Origin of the sequence: Tunturiibacter gelidiferens (assembly GCF_013410115.1) — a bacterium.
Classification (GTDB): domain Bacteria; phylum Acidobacteriota; class Terriglobia; order Terriglobales; family Acidobacteriaceae; genus Edaphobacter; species Edaphobacter gelidiferens.
The window spans coordinates 856,229-873,310 of record NZ_JACCCV010000002.1; the positions used below are offsets into that span (position 1 = coordinate 856,229).

At 56.5% G+C, this 17,082-nt stretch carries 17 protein-coding genes; 7 read left to right on the top strand and 10 right to left on the bottom strand.

Annotated features, from left to right (window positions below):
• The first annotated feature begins 51 nt into the window (after positions 1 to 51).
• Complete coding sequence (locus tag HDF12_RS15560) at positions 52 to 1,086, top strand: polyprenyl synthetase family protein (protein WP_179584843.1); 1,035 nt, start codon at positions 52 to 54, stop codon at positions 1,084 to 1,086.
• An 89-nt stretch (positions 1,087 to 1,175) separates the two neighbouring features.
• Here HDF12_RS15560 and HDF12_RS15565 read toward each other — a convergent pair whose 3' ends face one another.
• Positions 1,176 to 1,580: a (R)-mandelonitrile lyase gene (locus HDF12_RS15565; RefSeq protein WP_179584844.1), complete on the bottom strand. Its 405-nt coding sequence runs from the start codon at positions 1,578 to 1,580 to the stop codon at positions 1,176 to 1,178.
• A gap of 55 nt (positions 1,581 to 1,635) precedes the next feature.
• Here HDF12_RS15565 and HDF12_RS15570 point away from each other — a divergent pair, with 55 nt between their 5' ends.
• Together HDF12_RS15570 and HDF12_RS15575 are read left to right on the top strand one after the other, a co-directional pair.
• On the top strand, positions 1,636 to 2,010 hold the full coding sequence (locus HDF12_RS15570) for a metal-sulfur cluster assembly factor (protein WP_246373372.1): 375 nt from the start codon (positions 1,636 to 1,638) through the stop codon (positions 2,008 to 2,010).
• A gap of 7 nt (positions 2,011 to 2,017) precedes the next feature.
• Positions 2,018 to 2,791, top strand: coding sequence for a class I SAM-dependent methyltransferase (locus HDF12_RS15575; RefSeq protein ID WP_257025694.1), 774 nt, complete (start codon positions 2,018 to 2,020; stop codon positions 2,789 to 2,791).
• A 76-nt stretch (positions 2,792 to 2,867) separates the two neighbouring features.
• On the opposite strand, the gene HDF12_RS15580 is transcribed toward HDF12_RS15575, so the two are convergent.
• From HDF12_RS15580 to HDF12_RS15605, 6 genes are all read right to left on the bottom strand, one after another.
• Positions 2,868 to 3,773, bottom strand: a complete 906-nt coding sequence (locus HDF12_RS15580; protein WP_179584846.1) for a ferritin-like domain-containing protein — start codon at positions 3,771 to 3,773, stop codon at positions 2,868 to 2,870.
• Between the two features lie 349 nt (positions 3,774 to 4,122).
• Complete coding sequence (locus tag HDF12_RS15585) at positions 4,123 to 4,575, bottom strand: DUF4019 domain-containing protein (RefSeq protein ID WP_179584847.1); 453 nt, start codon at positions 4,573 to 4,575, stop codon at positions 4,123 to 4,125.
• A 100-nt stretch (positions 4,576 to 4,675) separates the two neighbouring features.
• On the bottom strand, positions 4,676 to 5,125 hold the full coding sequence (gene tsaE / locus HDF12_RS15590) for a tRNA (adenosine(37)-N6)-threonylcarbamoyltransferase complex ATPase subunit type 1 TsaE (RefSeq protein WP_257025695.1): 450 nt from the start codon (positions 5,123 to 5,125) through the stop codon (positions 4,676 to 4,678).
• 272 nt (positions 5,126 to 5,397) lie between these two features.
• Positions 5,398 to 6,975 (bottom strand): hypothetical protein, encoded by a 1,578-nt coding sequence (locus tag HDF12_RS15595; protein ID WP_179584848.1) that lies wholly within the window; start codon positions 6,973 to 6,975, stop codon positions 5,398 to 5,400.
• A gap of 258 nt (positions 6,976 to 7,233) precedes the next feature.
• Positions 7,234 to 7,995, bottom strand: coding sequence for a heme-binding domain-containing protein (locus HDF12_RS15600; RefSeq protein WP_179584849.1), 762 nt, complete (start codon positions 7,993 to 7,995; stop codon positions 7,234 to 7,236).
• Positions 7,995 to 8,996, bottom strand: a complete 1,002-nt coding sequence (locus tag HDF12_RS15605; RefSeq protein ID WP_179584851.1) for a metallophosphoesterase family protein — start codon at positions 8,994 to 8,996, stop codon at positions 7,995 to 7,997. The genes HDF12_RS15600 and HDF12_RS15605 overlap by 1 nt, the downstream gene beginning before the upstream one ends.
• Before the next feature lie 312 nt (positions 8,997 to 9,308).
• Between HDF12_RS15605 and HDF12_RS15610 the strand changes: the two genes are divergently transcribed.
• Both HDF12_RS15610 and HDF12_RS15615 read left to right on the top strand, forming a co-directional pair.
• Entirely contained in the window at positions 9,309 to 10,022 is a 714-nt protein-coding gene (locus tag HDF12_RS15610) for an RNA polymerase sigma factor (protein ID WP_257025696.1), read from the top strand.
• Entirely contained in the window at positions 10,019 to 10,825 is an 807-nt protein-coding gene (locus tag HDF12_RS15615; protein WP_179584852.1) for an anti-sigma factor family protein, read from the top strand. The genes HDF12_RS15610 and HDF12_RS15615 overlap by 4 nt, the downstream gene beginning before the upstream one ends.
• A 66-nt stretch (positions 10,826 to 10,891) precedes the next feature.
• Here the strand turns inward: HDF12_RS15615 and HDF12_RS15620 are convergent, their stop codons facing one another.
• Genes HDF12_RS15620 through HDF12_RS15630 form a run of 3 tightly spaced genes read right to left on the bottom strand, consistent with a single transcriptional unit; the run spans position 10,892 to position 14,851 of the window.
• Positions 10,892 to 12,496: a glycerol-3-phosphate dehydrogenase/oxidase gene (locus HDF12_RS15620; RefSeq protein ID WP_179584853.1), complete on the bottom strand. Its 1,605-nt coding sequence runs from the start codon at positions 12,494 to 12,496 to the stop codon at positions 10,892 to 10,894.
• Entirely contained in the window at positions 12,493 to 13,989 is a 1,497-nt protein-coding gene (gene glpK, locus HDF12_RS15625; protein ID WP_179584854.1) for a glycerol kinase GlpK, read from the bottom strand. The genes HDF12_RS15620 and glpK overlap by 4 nt, the downstream gene beginning before the upstream one ends.
• Before the next feature lie 52 nt (positions 13,990 to 14,041).
• The gene (locus HDF12_RS15630; RefSeq protein ID WP_179584855.1) at positions 14,042 to 14,851 is read right to left on the bottom strand and encodes an MIP/aquaporin family protein; all 810 of its coding nucleotides are present in this window, start codon (positions 14,849 to 14,851) and stop codon (positions 14,042 to 14,044) included.
• 221 nt (positions 14,852 to 15,072) lie between these two features.
• Between HDF12_RS15630 and HDF12_RS15635 the strand changes: the two genes are divergently transcribed.
• Positions 15,073 to 15,714, top strand: coding sequence for an O-methyltransferase (locus HDF12_RS15635; protein ID WP_179584856.1), 642 nt, complete (start codon positions 15,073 to 15,075; stop codon positions 15,712 to 15,714).
• 17 nt (positions 15,715 to 15,731) lie between these two features.
• Positions 15,732 to 17,072: an ArnT family glycosyltransferase gene (locus tag HDF12_RS15640; protein ID WP_218892479.1), complete on the top strand. Its 1,341-nt coding sequence runs from the start codon at positions 15,732 to 15,734 to the stop codon at positions 17,070 to 17,072.
• Positions 17,073 to 17,082 lie beyond the last annotated feature (10 nt).

A 17,082-nucleotide genomic window follows, 5' to 3' on the forward strand; every position in this document is an offset into this window, starting at 1 on the left:
CTGACCACATGGCCAACCTCACATCATTCAGCTGATTTATCATCGAAGCCGATGCAACCCACAGTAAAAGATCTGCTTCTCTCCGGCGCTCAGCTCACCGATGCTGCCCTCGAACGCCTCCTGCCCGCAACCGACACCCTACCTCACTCCATCCATCGCGCCATGCGTCACAGCACCTTCGCCGGCGGCAAGCGTCTCCGTCCCATCCTCTGTATGGAAGCCGCAAGAATGGTCACAGCCACGGAAACCTACCCCGAAGGCATCGCCGATCTAGGCGCAGCGTTGGAGATGATCCACACGTACTCCCTCATTCACGACGACCTCCCAGCCCTGGACAACGACGATCTGCGCCGCGGCCAGCCCACCTGCCACGTTGTCTTCGGCGAAGCCACCGCCATCCTCGCTGGCGACGCCCTCCAAACCCTCGCCTTCCAAACCATCGCCAGCCTTCCCATCCCATCACCCACCACCGTTGCGATCCTTCGCGAAGTCTCCGTCGCGGTAGGCACTGGCGTAGGTCGTGTCGGTGACCTCGACACAAAACTCCCTCCCGGCATGATCGGTGGTCAGGTTATGGACATCGAAGCCGAAGGCACGCCTCCAACCGCCGCCCTCGTCGAAGCCATCCACCGTTCCAAGACCGGCGCTCTCATCACCACCAGCATTGTCTCCGGCGGTCTCTACGGTCTCAGTCTGCGGCATCGCTCAGCGAGCAGCGGCTACGGAAACGGCAACGACGAACCCGCCAGCGACTCAAAGTCTCGCTCTGAAACAGGTCGCACCGCCTACGCCCCCTACGCCGACACCATCGCCCGCCTCCGCACCTTCGGCGAGAAGGCCGGCCTCGCCTTCCAAATCGTTGACGATGTCCTCGACATGACGCAAAGCTCCGAAGAATTGGGCAAGACCGCAGGCAAGGACACCGCCAGCATCAAAGCTACCTGGCCCGCCGTCTTCGGCATCGACCGGTCCCTCCACGACGCACAGGAGCTCATCGCCGACGCCTTCGCCGCCCTCGCCCCCTTCGGCCCCGCCGCCGACCCTCTCAAATCCCTCGCCCAATATCTGGTCGAACGAAAAAACTAGAGGTCGACCGCAAAACTGATTAGCGCCGTCGCATTCTGGTTGTCATCCGCGATCTGCGGCCTTCCTTCCCCTGCCCAGGAAAGCCACCATCACCCCGCCGCACCATACTCCTCGTCCGTAACCTTCACGCCCCACGCAACCGTCTTTCCTGAGTCATCCGCCTGCTGCATCGCCAGGTGCACCAGCGTGCGTCCGGCCTGCGCGCCATGCCAATGATTCTCTCCTGCCCCAATCACAACCACGTCTCCAGGATGAATCGCCCGCGCCGCCTCCCCCTCAAGCTGCACCCACCCCAGGCCAGAGATCACCTCCAACACCTGCACCACCGGATGCGTATGCCACGCCGTCCTCGCCCCAGGGGAAAACGTCACGCGAGCTGCCTGCAACCGCGAAGGCGCAGCCGGCTCCGCAATTCCGTCCACCCATACATCTCCAGTGAACCAAGCCTCCGGACCCCTCTTGCTTCCTCTCTCACTGCCCGTCACAATCTTCATCTCGCCACTCTAGCACTTCTCGACTCGACACTCAGCGGGGACGCTATCATCGAAGATGATGCTCACCGAACCCGACATCCTTCAGGCCCTCCGCGACTGTTACGACCCCGTCCTGCCCTGCAACGTCGTCGACCTCGGTCTCATCCGCTCCATCACCATCACCCCCGACGCCGAAGCTCCCGGCGCAGGAATACCAGGCATCCCGCAAAAACACATCGTAGAAGTCTCGCTAATCCCGAGCCAAACCGACGAAGCCGCCAACGCCCAACTCAGCGCACAAATCTTAAACCGCCTCGCCGGCCTTGAAACAGTCAGCCGCACCACCGTCACTCTCCTCAACACGCCCATCTGGACACCCCTTAACATCACTCCCGCAGGCCGCAAAACTTTAGGCCTTAACGGCAATCCGAACCTGATCCAAATCCGCTAACATGCCCATGCGCAAATCAAAGTCCGCCTTGGTCATGCCTGCATCTTCTCCACCCCAGCATCCCTTCGATCAAATCCACGGCGTAGAGACCAGCGGCCTCATCGCCGCAGGCAACCTCACCACCGGCCACCCAAACGATGCCCACGTCACCGCCTACTACGGCGTCGCCCCCAGCATCCTCCGCACCCTCATCGGCCTCTGGCGCGACACTAATCCACCGCACCCCATCCACCACTACACATTCGTCGACATCGGAGCCGGCAAAGGCCGCGCCATGCTCGTCGCCAGCGAGCTGCCCTTCCATCAGGTGATCGGCATCGAACTCAACCCCAGCCTCGCCGACACCGCCCAACTCAACCTCGAGCACTGGCGCGCCTCCCACACCGTCGACTCCACCGCGCAGCCCCTCGCCCCCATCCGCCTCCTCGAACAAGATGCCCTCACCTTCGACTTTCCCCGCGCCCCCACTCTCGCCTTCCTCTTCCACCCCTTCGAAGCTCCCGTACTCAAGCTCCTCCTCCGCCGCATCGAAACTCAATTCGCCCCACGCCGAGGAGCACCCACCCCTGCCTTCGACCTTCTCTACGTCAACTCCGAGTGCCGAGCCATCCTCGACCACCATCCAGCCTTCACCAGACTCTTTCTCGGCCCTGTAGCCATGTCCCCCGAGGACCACGCTGCCGACCTAGCCGCCATCGCCCAGCAAAAAGAGTACGGCTCCACCGGCGACGAGGAGTGCGCCATCTACCGCCTCACCGGCCGCGAGAAACAACCCGCCTGAGTCAGAACGACTCCCGGAGCGCGACCCTAAGCCGCGCCCCGGGAATCGTAGTTTGCTGCTGATCAACCTGCCGCCATCAGTGTCCCGCCGGGTAAGAAGGTGGCTTCGGCGGTCCACCAGGTACATTCAAGTAAACGCTTGGTGCATTGGTAAGCGCAGTCTGCAGCGAATACGCCGTCAACCCAGCTCCAGGCGACAAGAACGGCGTCAGCGCAGCTACAGCAGACCTCTTGCCGTTGTAGACCGTTGTCAGTAAATCCGTACGTTCGTAGTTCGTGTTGTTAGCCGGATTCTGATTCATCACCACTCTGCCCAGCACACGATGCTCCGCCTCCACGCCCATGATCGAGGCAGCCACCTGCGCAAAGTACTCCAGGTCCCGCGCCGTATAAGCAGCCCCGCTAGCATCGCGCTCAATAACCAGACCACCTCTCGTATCCGACGCCATCTGCGCAAACTCGATCGTAGCCATAAGGTAAGCCGCAATAAAAGTATTCTCCAGAGTATTCAGAACACTGATGAAGGCAGAAAGTGTATCGAACGTTCCCGTCGGCAGATAAAACGTCTGGATCGGATCGGTCGTCGAAGACGTCTTCCCAATCAGAGAACGAAGCAGATCGGCATGCTGAATCTCTTCGCTCAACGCAGCGCGAAAGTATTCAACGTTGCCCAGGTTACCGGTCGGCTCCACATGCGTCGCCGTCCCGCCAGGTCCGGCAAGGTTCGGATCCATAACCACAGGACCCACCAGACCGTTGTAATAGAACGTACTCGCCAAGTCCTCGGCAATCAGAGCCGCAGTAAAGATCTCCTGCGCCGTATCGCCACTCAGGTTATCAACACCCGGAGTCTGCGCACGAAGTGGCGTGCCCGGAAGAAACGCCGCTGCTGTTGCAGACAAGCCGAACAACCCAGCACGGGTAACGAACGAACGACGCGGCAACGAGCCCCTTACAGGCTCGACAAGACTTTTTCCATTCATGACTTTGGCCCTCCTGAGGCCACAAAACCCTACACACACTTTGTCGACTTGAAAGCTGGCCTATACTGCGATCGAGATGCGGAAGGAGGAAGGTTGCTCGGAGAGAAACGTTGGAGACGATCCTGAATCGTGCTACTCGGTACTTTCAAAACGTGACCGGAAGCAACTTGGATGGCCTTCAATCATTAATTTTTGTCTGCTAAGTAAGTGAAGTTGCAACATCTTGCACACACAATTCAAGCCGTCTTGAACACGGGCTCATTGGATCGATCCAATGGTTAGATCTGAGCTTCCGCCTCCAACGCTTCCCACCGCACACCGCAAGCCGCGCCTGCGATCCCCACAAACCTTACTTAATGTAATACCCCGCCACCCGCCAAACCTTATCCTTCTCCCGGCTCATAATCACAGTCTCCTGCGCTGTAGGTTTGTGGTCAAAGCTAGTCTCATAGAGAATCACGACGTACTCGCCAGAAGGAACTCCCGGTAGCAACGTCGTATGCGAAGCGCTTTGCAGCTTCCTGCTCTCGAGCTTCCCCATCGGATCACGCACAGCCTTCATCGAGGACTCAAACTTCTCCATCGTGACAGCGTTCTTTACCATCTGCGACGCCTCAGTCCAGCACTCTGCATACTTGCCGGCATCCAGCTTTATCATCCACTCTTCCGCATCACGCGCCGCAAGTTGAACCGCATCCTGTTGCGCTTGCGGAGCGTGTTCCTGCATCGCAAAACTCAACTGTCCTCGCGTCGCTCCCACCACGACACACACTGCCAAGACGATCCTCGAAACTCTACGCATGCAAGGCCTCCCGCTGATCGAAATCCTAGATTGACTTCAAACAAACCAATCGTATTACGCCTTGCCGCCGTTTCCAACTGAAGCATCACAGACAACTGCTCTACGCCTTCACCCGCACATAAAACATGCGCTCATCCCCACCGGCATGTTCAATCACGATCTCCCCATCGGCCCGCTCCACGACACTCGGAAACTTCTCGCCCCACTCCACCAACACAAGCGCATCTGGCTCCTCGCTCATCTCTTCCAGTCCCAGCGTCAACAACTCCCGTTCCGTCTCCAACCGGTAAAGATCCAGATGAAACAGCCGGACCTTCTTTCCTGTGTACTCATGCACAAGCGTAAAAGTAGGACTGGTCACCTCCTCCTCCGAGGCTGCTCCAAGGGCCGCAGCAATCCCCTTCACCAGCGTAGTCTTGCCCGCGCCCAAATCCCCTCGCAGCACAAACATCTTTGGCACAGGCAGCAACATCTCTGCTACCCTCTCCCCCATCGCCAGCGTCCCCGCAGCACTCCGCGTCTTGAACCGCTTCTTTTCCCGAAATTCCAAGCTCCCCCCTCATCTCCCCCAAGTCATTCTCCATCTTCTCATTCTGAATAAACGCGCTCCTCCGTCGAACCCATTTCCCTCGATACAGGTCCCTGCGTTCCGCTTAAATTCCGGCAGATACTTTCGAGATGAAAGCAAGCGAAGAATCCATATTTGCTTCTTATAGGTGGAGTATCAAATCGTTATAAACACGCAATCCATGTCGAATTTTTGATTGATGAACGGTCAGGATTTATCGGCGATGATATTCGTTTACCGGCTTACCCGAGCGTTCATTTCACGGTGACGCTCACCGCTGTCGTTGCCGTGACTGAACCGCTTGTGCCCGTTACTGCAATGATATAGTTCTCAACGGTCGTACCTGAATTTGTTGCGCCGGAACCGGTGGGTTCAATGACTGGGCTATCGATCCTGCCACACCCGATGGCAGCTCCGGAAACGATAGTGAATACCAGCAGGAGAAGTATCGTTTGCCGTTTCCATCGGATACGCGGTCGAAAAAAAACTAGGAGGGCTACAGCGACGCTGCTGTAAAAGACAGAGAGTTGCTTCACGGTGCTCCGAGACGTGGAAGCCGAAGCGGCAGTAGTGTTGACAACGAGGGTTGCTGTCGCCGATGTGCCCAACCATACGGTACTAGGTTCGACAATCTGGCAAGTAGGTTGGTAAGCCGATCCTCCAGGACTGATGACAGCACATGTCAATGCCACACTTCCTTTAAATCCTCCGTTTGAAAACACCGTGATGGCCGAATTTGCAGATCCTCCGGCGGCCGCAATGTTGACTGGCGTGCTGGTAAGCGTGAAGGTTTGAGAAGCGGCAGGGGACGATGCGGTGACAATGTAGGTCCCACGCGACAGATTGCTAAAAGTAGAAACGCCAGTCTGATCTACCCCTCCCAACGTAATCTCCTTCTTGCCAACAAATACAGGGGCGAAAGAAACCCTGAAATAAGCAATAACGTTGTTACCGAAGGTGGTCGCATAAGTCCCTATACCAAACAACGTGCATTGACTATTACTAAGGACGGCAGTTGATCCGGATGTTAGTGGCGAGCCATAGTTGGTGCCAGCGTCGTTTACAAGAAAAATGTCAGTCGAGCCGGGGTCATAACGCAACTTACATGCGTTGGCGGCGAGGGTGTTATTGCCTGAACTCTTCAGATTCAAGAAAACGGATTGAATTTGAGAGGTTACGTCTGAATATATCGCCATAAATGTCTCCTCTGAACCACTACCGGAAGAAGGCGAAATAAATACCGAGGACACACTGGCGGTGACGTTATAAGTTCCGACTTGTATCGGCGGATTTGTATCTCCCATCCATCCTTTACTATCAGCAGACAGGTATAGTTGCTTAGCCCCCCTGAATGCAGCGGAAAACGCTACAAAAAATCTAACCGTCACACTGTCGCCGGAGATGGTTGCGGAAGATAGACTGGCCAGCACCGAGCACTGAGAGTTGCTAACACTTTGCGCAGTTTCAGCGGTGGCGGTGGTCGAGAGGAATTTACCTCCCGAGTCTTCGGCGAGCTGGATGACGCCTGAACTAACGTTGTAGGTCAAAATGCATTGATCTGACGACCACCCTCTCTTACTCCCCGGAGCAACACCGTTCATAATAAAGAGAGAAAACGACTGCCCATCCGTTACACCTCTGGGAACGAAGTAGGTCGCCACAAATACCTGCTCTGAGCCATTACCGAACGACGGAGAAAAAGACACGAGATTAACGCTTTGAGCTCTCAGAGCGATACTCGCACCTAATCCCACAAATAGAAGCGCGAGCACCTGACCTAGCCTCAACGTAGAGCGAAACGATGCGACGCCTACGAGATTGAAACGAATCATGTCGATCCTCCGAGATTCGCGAAAGAACAAGCACGAGTTTGCACGGCTACTGTTGCTCGTGGGATTCTCTGGAGCGCACAGGAACTAGTCGCCTCGCTCCTTAGCCAATAGTTAGGCTGATCATTCGTGCTCCGTCGCAAGTGATCGGCTTTACTCCTGCACAGAAATAGCAATGCGACGCGAACATCCACAATCCTGCCAATGACCTCGCTCAGCCATCAAAATGTGCTCTCCCTGCAATCTTCAGCCAACCTCTCACTACTGTTTCAGGTAAGCGATCAAGTCCCGCCGCTCTTCTGCCTTGGGAACGCTAAAGCTCATATTGTTGTCCGGAACCATCAAATCGGGATCGCTCAACCACTTCTCCAGGGTCGCATCGTTCCAAGTCACGGCAGAATTTTTCAAGCCCGTGGAATAAGTAAATCCCGCAATGATCCCGGCCCTTCTGCCATACACTCCGGCCAACCTCGGTCCCTCCCGGTCGACAGCCATCGCATGGCAGCCTGTGCACCGCTTCTCAAACACTGCTTTACCCCGCACCGCATCGCCATCCCCAGCCAATGTCGCCTCGCTCCCACCCGAACTCTTGCCGAGCATAGACAGCGTTTGCACATCGGCCTTGGAAAGCTTTGCATTCCAGTGCAGCAACCGATACTGCAGCGGAGGCATTTCCCCGCTCTTTGCCTCTTCGAAGATCTTTGCAGTCAAAACCTCCTGCTTATCCGCCGGCATATGTTCCCATTTTGAGAGGTCCATCTTCTTGCGTGCCTCGATGATGTCGCGCTCGATCAGCCACGATCCTGGAGCGATCCGCGCATACACTGGCCAGCGAGTCTCGCTCGAGTGGCAGTCCGCACACTTGTTCACCAGCACCGCCTTTGCGTCTGCCGGCATAATCGCACCCTCCAGCAGCTTGCCGAGCCCCTTCGCCGGCTCGACACGCGGATTCCCAAACGGATGAACATACCCCAAAGCAACTACTACGGCTACGGTCAATGCCGCAGCAGTCCACGGGCGCACTAGACAGTCCCCGCCAGGTTCGTGTCGACAATAGCCAGATGAGTATGTCCTCGAACGACCTTGACTTTGGTCACTCCAAGCACACTCTCCAGCTTGCCCGCTGGAACCATCATCGGCCCTGGGTTCGGCGCTGCTCCCGGTGCAGGCTGCGGAAACGCCGTCGCCATTGCCGTGTGGAAGGCCACATTGCCTTCAACCTTTTGCACCACCTGGTGGATGTGACCGTTCAGAACCGTCACCGAACCAAAGGGCTTCAGCATGGCCAGCGCCTGCTCTCCATCCTTCGTGCCCCATCCCCACTTCTCATAGACCATCCACAAAGGAATATGCGCGAAGACCACGATAGGGGTCGAGTGGCTCAACCCGGCCAGGTCAGACTTCAGCCACTTCAATTGGTCATCGCCCATATTCCCCATCGCATCTACTTGCACGCAGTTGTTCAAGCCTACAAAGTGAACCCCTTTGTGGTTGTAGCTGTACCAACCATTGCCCACAGTGCCCTTGCCAAAACGTTGTTTGTACTGCGCACCATCGTCGATATAGTCGTGCTCTCCCGGCACATAGAACACTTCGTTCTTGAACCCTTTAATGACCTGCGACGCGGTATCGAACTCCGCTGCTTTCGAATTCTGCGTGATGTCGCCGGTGTGAAGCATGAAATCGGGAGCCTTCATGCCGGCAGGCACAATATTGGCCCTGTCAATCGCCTTCTTCAGCGTTCCTGTTACATCCGGGTTGGCACCTTTATTGAAACCAATGTGGCTGTCGCTAATCTGCACAAAGGAGAAGTCCTCCACCTTACCAACCCCAGCAGCAGCACCACCCTTCATCGTCTGCGCTAACAACGTCGAAGTTGGCACGCCGCCAGCCATCGACCACAGGAGCCCTGTGCCGGCCCATGCCATACACCCTAAAAAATTGCGCCGATCGATGCCATCTCCCGCGGATCGCGCAGCACCCTGGTCTGCCCGCATTACTTCGTCTTCTTTGAACCGACTCATATCAAGCTCCGTTTGTTTTTGATCGCCTACACCCTCCTAAACTGGCGAGACGCGCGTTTATTCCCGTCCGTCCAAAGAAAAAGCGCGAGGAATAATCCGTCATCATTATGGTTAGCAAAGATGTCTGTTTGTCTGCTGTAGCCGAGGGACGGCAAGTCTCGCGCTCATTTCTAGAACGCTGTAAATCGCATGGAATAAATCCGCCTCTCATCTTTAGTTTGAGGAGTGATACAAGACTTCTCTTCAGCCAAGGTTCCGACATGCGTTTTCGCTACCAATCCTTGATATTCGTCTCATGCTGATCCTCACACCATGACCCCTGAAACCGTACACAACGCCCATTCCTCCATCCCCCGGGCATCCTGCTCGCCTGACTTTGCTATGATCCTCAAAGCTGCTGAGCCTGGTAGTCGTTGGGATCAATCCTGGTCTGGGTCCGCCCCCTGGACCGCAGTCCATAACCCCAGCCAGCTCGAGGCAAACCGCACCATGCTCTCTGAAAACACCCGCAGCGCAGATTTCGAGCGACTCGCGCTTCCTCTCTTCGCATCGCTCTACAACCACGCCTTCTGGCTCACTCATGATCAAGCCGAGGCCGAAGATCTCGTGCAGGAGACCTTCTCCAAGGCTCTCCGTGCCTTCGACTCCTTCCAGTCCGGCACCAACTTCAAGGCCTGGGTCTTCCGCATTCTTCGAAACACCTTTCTCACCTCGCGCACTGGCATCGCCGCCTCCCGCACCGTCTACCTCGAAGACAATCCCGAAACACTCGACACCACCAACGCTGGCCCCACCCCGGAAGACACTCTCATTCGTCTCGACAACCAGGCCGCTCTCAACATCGCACTCGATCAGCTTCCGTCACAACTTCGCGAAGTTTTGCTCCTCTGCGACGTTGAAGAGATCAAATACAAAGACATCGCCCTCATCCTCGACGTCCCCATCGGCACGGTTATGTCGCGCGTTTCACGCGCCCGCAGCTCCCTCCGTCAACTCTTGCAACCGCAATTTGGGGAATCCCTATGAATCAGATGTCGCAAAACAATCGGTCAATGGAACATCTCAATCCAGACGAGCTCAACGCCTTTATCGACGGCGAACTCTCATCGAGCGAGCAGGACGGAATTCAGCTTCATCTCTCCACCTGCCATGCCTGCACGCTCCGCGTCCTCTCCGCGACACGACTCAAGGCCGCCACCGTCCGCGCCGGGCAACGATTCGCCCCGCCGCCTGAAGCCCTCGCCCGCCTTACCACCCGGCTCCATTCGCACCAAACGCAGACCGCGCAAACGCAACCGAAAACGTTTGCAACCATCTCTCACTTCCGTCCCGCAGTCTGGACAGCCCTCGCTGCGGGTATCCTTCTTGCCCTCTCACTCCTCGGTTGGCGTCAGCTGCATCCAACCAACAACCTCGCCGCAGAACTCCTCGACCAGCACCTCGCAACTCTCTCCAACGGAGCGGCCCCACAAGTCATCTCGACCGATCGGCACACCGTTAAACCGTGGTTTCAAGGTCGTCTTCCCTTTAGCTTCAACCTTCCCGACTCCCTGCCGCCCGATACCATCCTAAAAGGAGCCGACCTCACCTACCTCAACGGACAACCGGCCGCACTGCTCCTCTTCACCATTCACAGACATGAAGTCTCCATCTTCCTAACGCAACGATCCACCAGCCCCACCCTCACAACATTGCCCAATACACGTGCAGGTTTCAATCTCCAAACCGCCACCACATCAGACCTGCGTATTGTTGCCGTCAGCGACGTCAATCCCGCCGACCTCGATCTCCTGGTGGCCGCCTTGGTTCATATACAAAAATCCGCGTGATCGAACGAAGTCCCTCTTGGGCACAAACGAAATCCTCCGTATCTAAGCCTCATCGTTTGCAAAATCTCACACAATAGGAGGGGGTGCGGTCGGATATTTAGTACCCTGAGGAATGTACTGGGCTGCGAGCGCGCCAAAGATTCTCACCTGCTCCTCGACCCACGCTGCATCCTTGCCGAGTTCTCTAGCGAGTAAAGATGCGACCTCAGGCGCTATCGCTATTGCGGCACGCGCGTTCAATAGGAGCGCACGAGTGCGCCGCGCTAGTGCATCGTCCAACGTGCGAGACATCTCGTTTCGTGCGGCCCAAACGACCTCTGCGGCAATGTAAGGAAGATCAGGATGCAGCGGTTTGGCGAGCTCCGGGTTTTCTTTTGCAAGTTCAAGAATTGCTGGAGCGTCTGCTCCATATACTGACAAACTGCCAAATTCCTCAGGATGCTGATGGTAGCCGTGAAGATGCATAGTAGCCGTAACACAAGGCCTTTCGTCCAGTCGACCAAGGGTCGTGGCGTGATCGACACAATCTTCGGCCATATGCCGATAGGTCGTCCACTTCCCACCGACGATTGTGAGCAGACCGGAGTGGTCAATGTGAATCGTGTAGTCGCGAGAGAGCGAGGAAGTTTTTCCATCGCTGGCTCCAGCAGCCTTTACCAGCGGCCGGATGCCGACATAAACGCTGAGAATATCCTCTCGAGTCGGCTTGTGGCTCAGGTAGCGGCCCGCAGTCTCAAGGACGAACTCGATCTCTTCCTCAAAGGGTAGCGGTTCGTACGAGACCGTCTCGATGGGCGTATCCGTGGTACCGACCAGAGTCCGGTTGTGCCACGGGACAGCAAACAGTACGCGTCCATCGTCGGTATGGGGCACCAGCAGAGCCGTGTCCCCGATCAAGAAGGACCGGTCGAACATAAGATGAATCCCCTGGCTGGGTGCCATCATTTGCTCGGCCCCGGGTTCGGCGAACCGGCGAATTTCATCAGTGAAGATGCCTGTGGCATTCACCACGCAACGAGCCGTAATTTCATACTTTTCTCCGCTTTCACCATCTACCGCCACCACCCCTTGCACGAACCCCGACTCATCTTTCTTCAGCTCGATAACGCCTGCGTAGTTCAACAGGGCCGCTCCATGCTCTGCGGCAGTTGTCATCAGATTGATCAGGAGACGCGTGTCATCAAACTGCCCGTCGTGGTACATCACCCCGCCGCGCAAGCCGTCCTTGCGAATCGTGGGCAAAAGCTGCATCGTCTCTTCGAGTGAAAGTACCTTGGATGCGCCGAAGCTGTATTTGCCTGCAAGAAAGTCGTAGACCTTCATCCCAATTCCGTAGAACGGCGCCTCCCACCAGGAGTAGTTTGGAACGATAAATTTCAGGTCTTTCACGATGTGTGGAGCGTTCCGCAGGAGGATTCCCCGCTCCTTCAACGCTTCCATCACAAGCGAGACGTTCCCTTGCTCAAGATAGCGGACGCCACCATGAACGAGCTTGGTTGCGCGACTCGAGGTTCCTTTGCCAAAGTCTTCCCGCTCCAGAAGCAGCACGTCATAACCTCGCGATGCTGCGTCGACGGCAACTCCGGCCCCTGTAGCTCCTCCGCCGATCACCACAATGTCCCAGGGTTCTTTCCTGTTCCGTACACGGGCTACCATCTCATCGCGATTCATCTGCTCTCCTTGTTCCAGTGGCGAGAACGCTCGACGGCTTCTCTCCAATTTTCCTGCAGCTTTTGCATCTGTTTCTTATCGGTCTTCGGCTCGAAGATCGTGTCAGCCTTGCGATGCTGTTTCAACTCGTCGATGCTGTTCCAGAATCCGCTGGAGAGACCGGCCAGATAGGCAGCGCCAAGCGCAGTCGTCTCAAGCACAGCGGGCCGATGAACCGGGACACCCAACAGGTCGGCCTGAAACTGCATGAGGTCGTCGTTGGCTGCGGCTCCCCCATCTACGCGAAGCTCCGTGAAGGGATTTTTTGTATCGGAGTCCATCACTCGAAGAACGTCCGCAACCTGAAATGCGATGCTCTCGATGGCGGCTCTCGCTATGTGGGCGATTTGTGTACCGCGCTGCAGGCCAATGATCAGGCCTCTTGCCTGCGCATCCCAGTACGGCGCTCCAAGGCCGGTAAATGCAGGAACAAAGACCACACCATCCGAGTCAGGCACAGAGGCCGCGATGGCCTCCACCTCCGAGGACTTCCGGAAAAACTTCATGTTGTCTCGAAGCCACTGCACCACCGCTCCGCCTATGAAGATGCTGCCCTCAAGCGCATAGGCCAGCTTCCGATCGGTGCTACACGCAAGCGTTGTAATCAGCCGGTGGCCCGAAAGCGCGAACTTACCGCCAATATGCTGCAGCAGGAAGCAACCCGTACCATAGGTATTTTTGGCGTCGCCAGGAGAGACACAAAGCTGCCCAAACAAGGCCGACTGCTGGTCGCCAGCGATTCCTGCGATCTCTACCTCGCCTAGACCAAGCGAGGTCGTCACCTGCCCTACGTTCTCGTTCGACCAGACAACTTCAGGCAAAAGACTCTTTGGAATATTGAAGAGCTTCAGCAGATCGTCGTCCCACCGGTCCTCAACGATGTTGTAGAGAAGAGTTCGCGACGCATTGGTGCGATCTGTGACGTGACGTTTCCCACTGGTCAAATTCCACACCAGCCAGCTGTCGACCGTCCCGAAGGCAAGTTTTCCTGCCTCGGCCCGAGCGCGCGCTCCACCAACATTCTCCAGTATCCAGGCGACCTTGCTCGCGGAGAAGTAAGGGCTCAACAGAAGCCCCGTTTTCTGCCGCACCGTGTCCTCCGCTCCATCGTCGGCAAGCTTTTTCGTCAGGGCAGCGGTACGGCTGTCCTGCCAGACGATGGCGTTGTACACCGGCTTCCCCGTCTCGCGATCCCAAACGACGGTAGTCTCCCGCTGATTGGTGATTCCAAGTGCGATGACATCTCTTGGACGTACTCGCGCTTTGCCCATCACCTCAACCGCAGTGCCGAGCTGCGAGGTGAGAATGTCAAAAGGATCATGCTCTACCCAGCCACTGTTCGGATAGATCTGCGGAAACTCGTGCGATGCAGTCCCCGCGATCTGTCCGTCGTGGTCGAAGAGGATGGCGCGGGAGCTCGTCGTTCCTTGATCGAGCGAAAGTACATACTTCATCTTGTCTCCTTTGATGCTCGTGGCTTGAAGGACGACTTACCTGCATCGAACGTTATGCCTTCATGGCGTCGAGCAATGCTTTCTTTCTCGCTGGCAGAAAGGGCCGGATCAGAAGTTGGTAGGTTCCGCCGCCCACAAGTCCTCCGAGCAGCGGCGCGACGATTGGAATCCACCAATAACTCTGTGGCGACGGCAACGCAGAAGCGCCCCAGCCCATGAGAAAACAGAACAGTCGCGGTCCAAAATCGCGAGCAGGATTGATCGCCCAGGCCTCCAGGTAACCCATCGAAGCGCCAATCAACGCCACCAGAAAACCAATCATCAACGCTCCCGCATTCGCACCGGGCGCCATTTCGTTGTACTGCTCAGTAATCGCGAAAATGCCAAAGATCAAAAATGCAGTCAGGATGATCTCGTCGCTAAAGGCGTGCATGGGCGTAATCGCCAGGCCGGGGTGAGTGAAGAAGACCCCCGCAGCCCCGCCGGCCGCTCTCGTAAGGTGATTCGTCAGATTGAAGTTGTCGATCACTGGGGAGAACAGTGTGTATACGATCCCCGCGCCCAGAAAGGCTCCGGTCACTTGCGCAAGGCAATACGGGATCACTTTACTCCAGGAAAACCGCCGGTATACCGCGAGTGCCAGCGTAACAGCGGGATTACCGTGGCAACCACTCACCGAAGTCGTCGTATAGATAGCGATCGTTACGGCCAGCCCCCACGCAATGCACACTCCCCAATATGCCTGCTGGTAGGGGCTTGGACTATAGAGCGTGTACATTGCCGCGACCGAGTCGCCGAAGGCAATAATGATAAACATAGCCATTGCTTCCGATATCAGTTGCCCCGCGAACGTCTTACTCATGCAGCGTTTTCTCCTGGCTTGCTGTTCGATTTATCTCACTCGGGAAGAGCCACAAAAGTCGAAATTGCGGCTGCCCGCTCGTTCGCCATTATCTACATTTTTTTCATTGCGCGGAGGGTTGCCGCATAATGCTGGTCAAAATCCGGATATCGACGAAGTTCTTCGTCCACTCCTCGTTGCTCCTTCCGATCCCGCATAATGGATGATCAGGGAGTTTTCGCATGGGTCTATTCAGCAAGAAGATAAAGCAGGAACACAAGATCATGCTCCGGCATGATCGCGCCGCCGGTATGCTTCAACCTGAATCACACCGCGCCACCCCCGAGTGCCCCCAGCCCGAGCACTGGAGCATGATCGACTCCATGACCGCCGAGCTCGAGGTCCTGGAGTTCCTTGCGACGCTGGTCACCACCATAAAACCCAAGCTGGTCGTTGAAACAGGATCTTTCCTCGGTGTCTCAACAGAATGGGTTGCAAGAGGCCTCGAACGCAACGGCTTCGGCAAGGTCATCAGCTGCGAGTTCGACCCAGTCGTCTACGCTCGCGCAAAAGAACGCCTCGAAGCCTCCCCCCTCAACCCCTGGATCGAACTTCGCAACCAGTCCAGCCTCGAGATGAAGATCGACGGCACGATCGATCTCTTCTTCTCCGACTCCGACATGCCTATCCGTGAGCAGGAGGTTAAGCGCTTTCTCCCCCAGATCAATCCCAATGGCCTCATCCTCATGCACGACGCCAGTTCGCACCACAAAGTCGTCCGTGACGCGGCGAAGTCGATGGAATCGGAAGGTCTTCTCTCCGTCGTCTTCTTACCTACCCCTCGCGGTCTTGTCATCGCGCAGCCTCGCGGCGACCGCAGCTAAACGCGGGGAATCAGCGAATGCCAAGCCCACAGACACAACGACAGTCCCTTTCTTTTCGAGCGCCTTGGCACATCTTCTGGATCGGACTGCTCCTCCGCGTCCTCTACATCACTCTCGCCCACACCTATCGCATCCGCCCGTCGGAGGATCACCTTCAGTTCGGCTGGGAGATGGGCCGCATCGCCCGCGCACTAGTCACCGGCTTCGGTTACGCTGACCCCTTCACTGGTCATTCCGGGCCCACCGCATGGGTACCGCCTCTGTATCCTCTGCTGCTTGCCGGCGTCTTCAAGATCTTCGGCGTCTACAGCGCGAAGTCCGCCTGGGTAATCCTGACCATCAATAGCATCTTCTCCGCAGCAACGGCTCCACTTATATTTGAGATTGCCGCAAGATGCTTTCGACCCACCGGACGAGCTCGTAACATCGCCCTGTGGTCAGCATGGCTTTGGGCGCTCTATCCTGCCGCTCTGCAATATGCCGTTCACTGGGTCTGGGACATGGCCCTTACAGCTCTGCTGTTCTCCGCTGTAATCACTATTGCCCTTCGTGTTCGCAACATAGGCGAAGATCCTCCAGAGCCGAACCCTCAAACCAACCTTCGATGGTGCCTCTTCGGACTTTTCTGGGGAATGATCGCGCTCCTGAACTCGACCATTCTCCTCTTCCTTCCAGTCTGTGGTGTATGGATGCTCCTTGGTGCAGCGAAGCAGAAGGCGACGCTCAGCCCCGCAATTGGAAAAGCCATCATCGCAGCACTTATCTTCGTCGCCTGTCTCGCCCCGTGGATGATCCGCAACCAAAAAGTATTTCGCGCCTTCATCCCGATTCGCGGCAACCTCGGCGCAGAACTGCACGACTCCGTTCTCGACTCCTATAACGGATTCACCGTCGGCACTAGAGTGCCCGTCTGCGACGTCTGCCCGGAGTATCTTGAATACAAAAATATGGGCGAATACGCCTACGTCCAGCGTGAAGGAAAGCTCGCGCGCGAACATATCCGCACCCACAAACTGCGCTTCTTCGAACTCGCCCTCAAGCGGTTTTATTTTTACTGGATCAGCGTCCCCAAACCACCCGAAAAAGGAGTTCTCAACGAAGCTTTCCGCGTTCTGAACTACAGTTTTGTCAGCCTCGCCGCGCTTCTAGGTCTTTTCTTGGCGCTGAAGCAACGCATCCCGGGAGCCATCCTCTTCGCGTGGGCTTTTGCACTTCTACCGCTTACCTACTACTTCGTCACCGTCCAGGCACGCTTTCGCCACCCGCTCGAACCACTCATGACCATTCTTGCTGTCTATCTCTTCCAATCCGCCACACTCAGGTCATCGAGCCGCGACCTTGATATGAGGCCGACATAACATCGCCCTC

Coding starts and splice junctions, on each gene's coding strand:
- HDF12_RS15560 (WP_179584843.1), top strand. CDS start 52: ATGCAACCCACAGTAAAAGATCTGCTTCTCTCCGGCGCTCAGCTCACC.
- HDF12_RS15565 (WP_179584844.1), bottom strand. CDS start 1,580: ATGAAGATTGTGACGGGCAGTGAGAGAGGAAGCAAGAGGGGTCCGGAG.
- HDF12_RS15570 (WP_246373372.1), top strand. CDS start 1,636: ATGATGCTCACCGAACCCGACATCCTTCAGGCCCTCCGCGACTGTTAC.
- HDF12_RS15575 (WP_257025694.1), top strand. CDS start 2,018: ATGCGCAAATCAAAGTCCGCCTTGGTCATGCCTGCATCTTCTCCACCC.
- HDF12_RS15580 (WP_179584846.1), bottom strand. CDS start 3,773: ATGAATGGAAAAAGTCTTGTCGAGCCTGTAAGGGGCTCGTTGCCGCGT.
- HDF12_RS15585 (WP_179584847.1), bottom strand. CDS start 4,575: ATGCGTAGAGTTTCGAGGATCGTCTTGGCAGTGTGTGTCGTGGTGGGA.
- HDF12_RS15595 (WP_179584848.1), bottom strand. CDS start 6,975: ATGATTCGTTTCAATCTCGTAGGCGTCGCATCGTTTCGCTCTACGTTG.
- HDF12_RS15605 (WP_179584851.1), bottom strand. CDS start 8,996: ATGAGTCGGTTCAAAGAAGACGAAGTAATGCGGGCAGACCAGGGTGCT.
- HDF12_RS15610 (WP_257025696.1), top strand. CDS start 9,309: ATGACCCCTGAAACCGTACACAACGCCCATTCCTCCATCCCCCGGGCA.
- HDF12_RS15615 (WP_179584852.1), top strand. CDS start 10,019: ATGAATCAGATGTCGCAAAACAATCGGTCAATGGAACATCTCAATCCA.
- HDF12_RS15620 (WP_179584853.1), bottom strand. CDS start 12,496: ATGAATCGCGATGAGATGGTAGCCCGTGTACGGAACAGGAAAGAACCC.
- glpK (WP_179584854.1), bottom strand. CDS start 13,989: ATGAAGTATGTACTTTCGCTCGATCAAGGAACGACGAGCTCCCGCGCC.
- HDF12_RS15630 (WP_179584855.1), bottom strand. CDS start 14,851: ATGAGTAAGACGTTCGCGGGGCAACTGATATCGGAAGCAATGGCTATG.
- HDF12_RS15635 (WP_179584856.1), top strand. CDS start 15,073: ATGGGTCTATTCAGCAAGAAGATAAAGCAGGAACACAAGATCATGCTC.
- HDF12_RS15640 (WP_218892479.1), top strand. CDS start 15,732: ATGCCAAGCCCACAGACACAACGACAGTCCCTTTCTTTTCGAGCGCCT.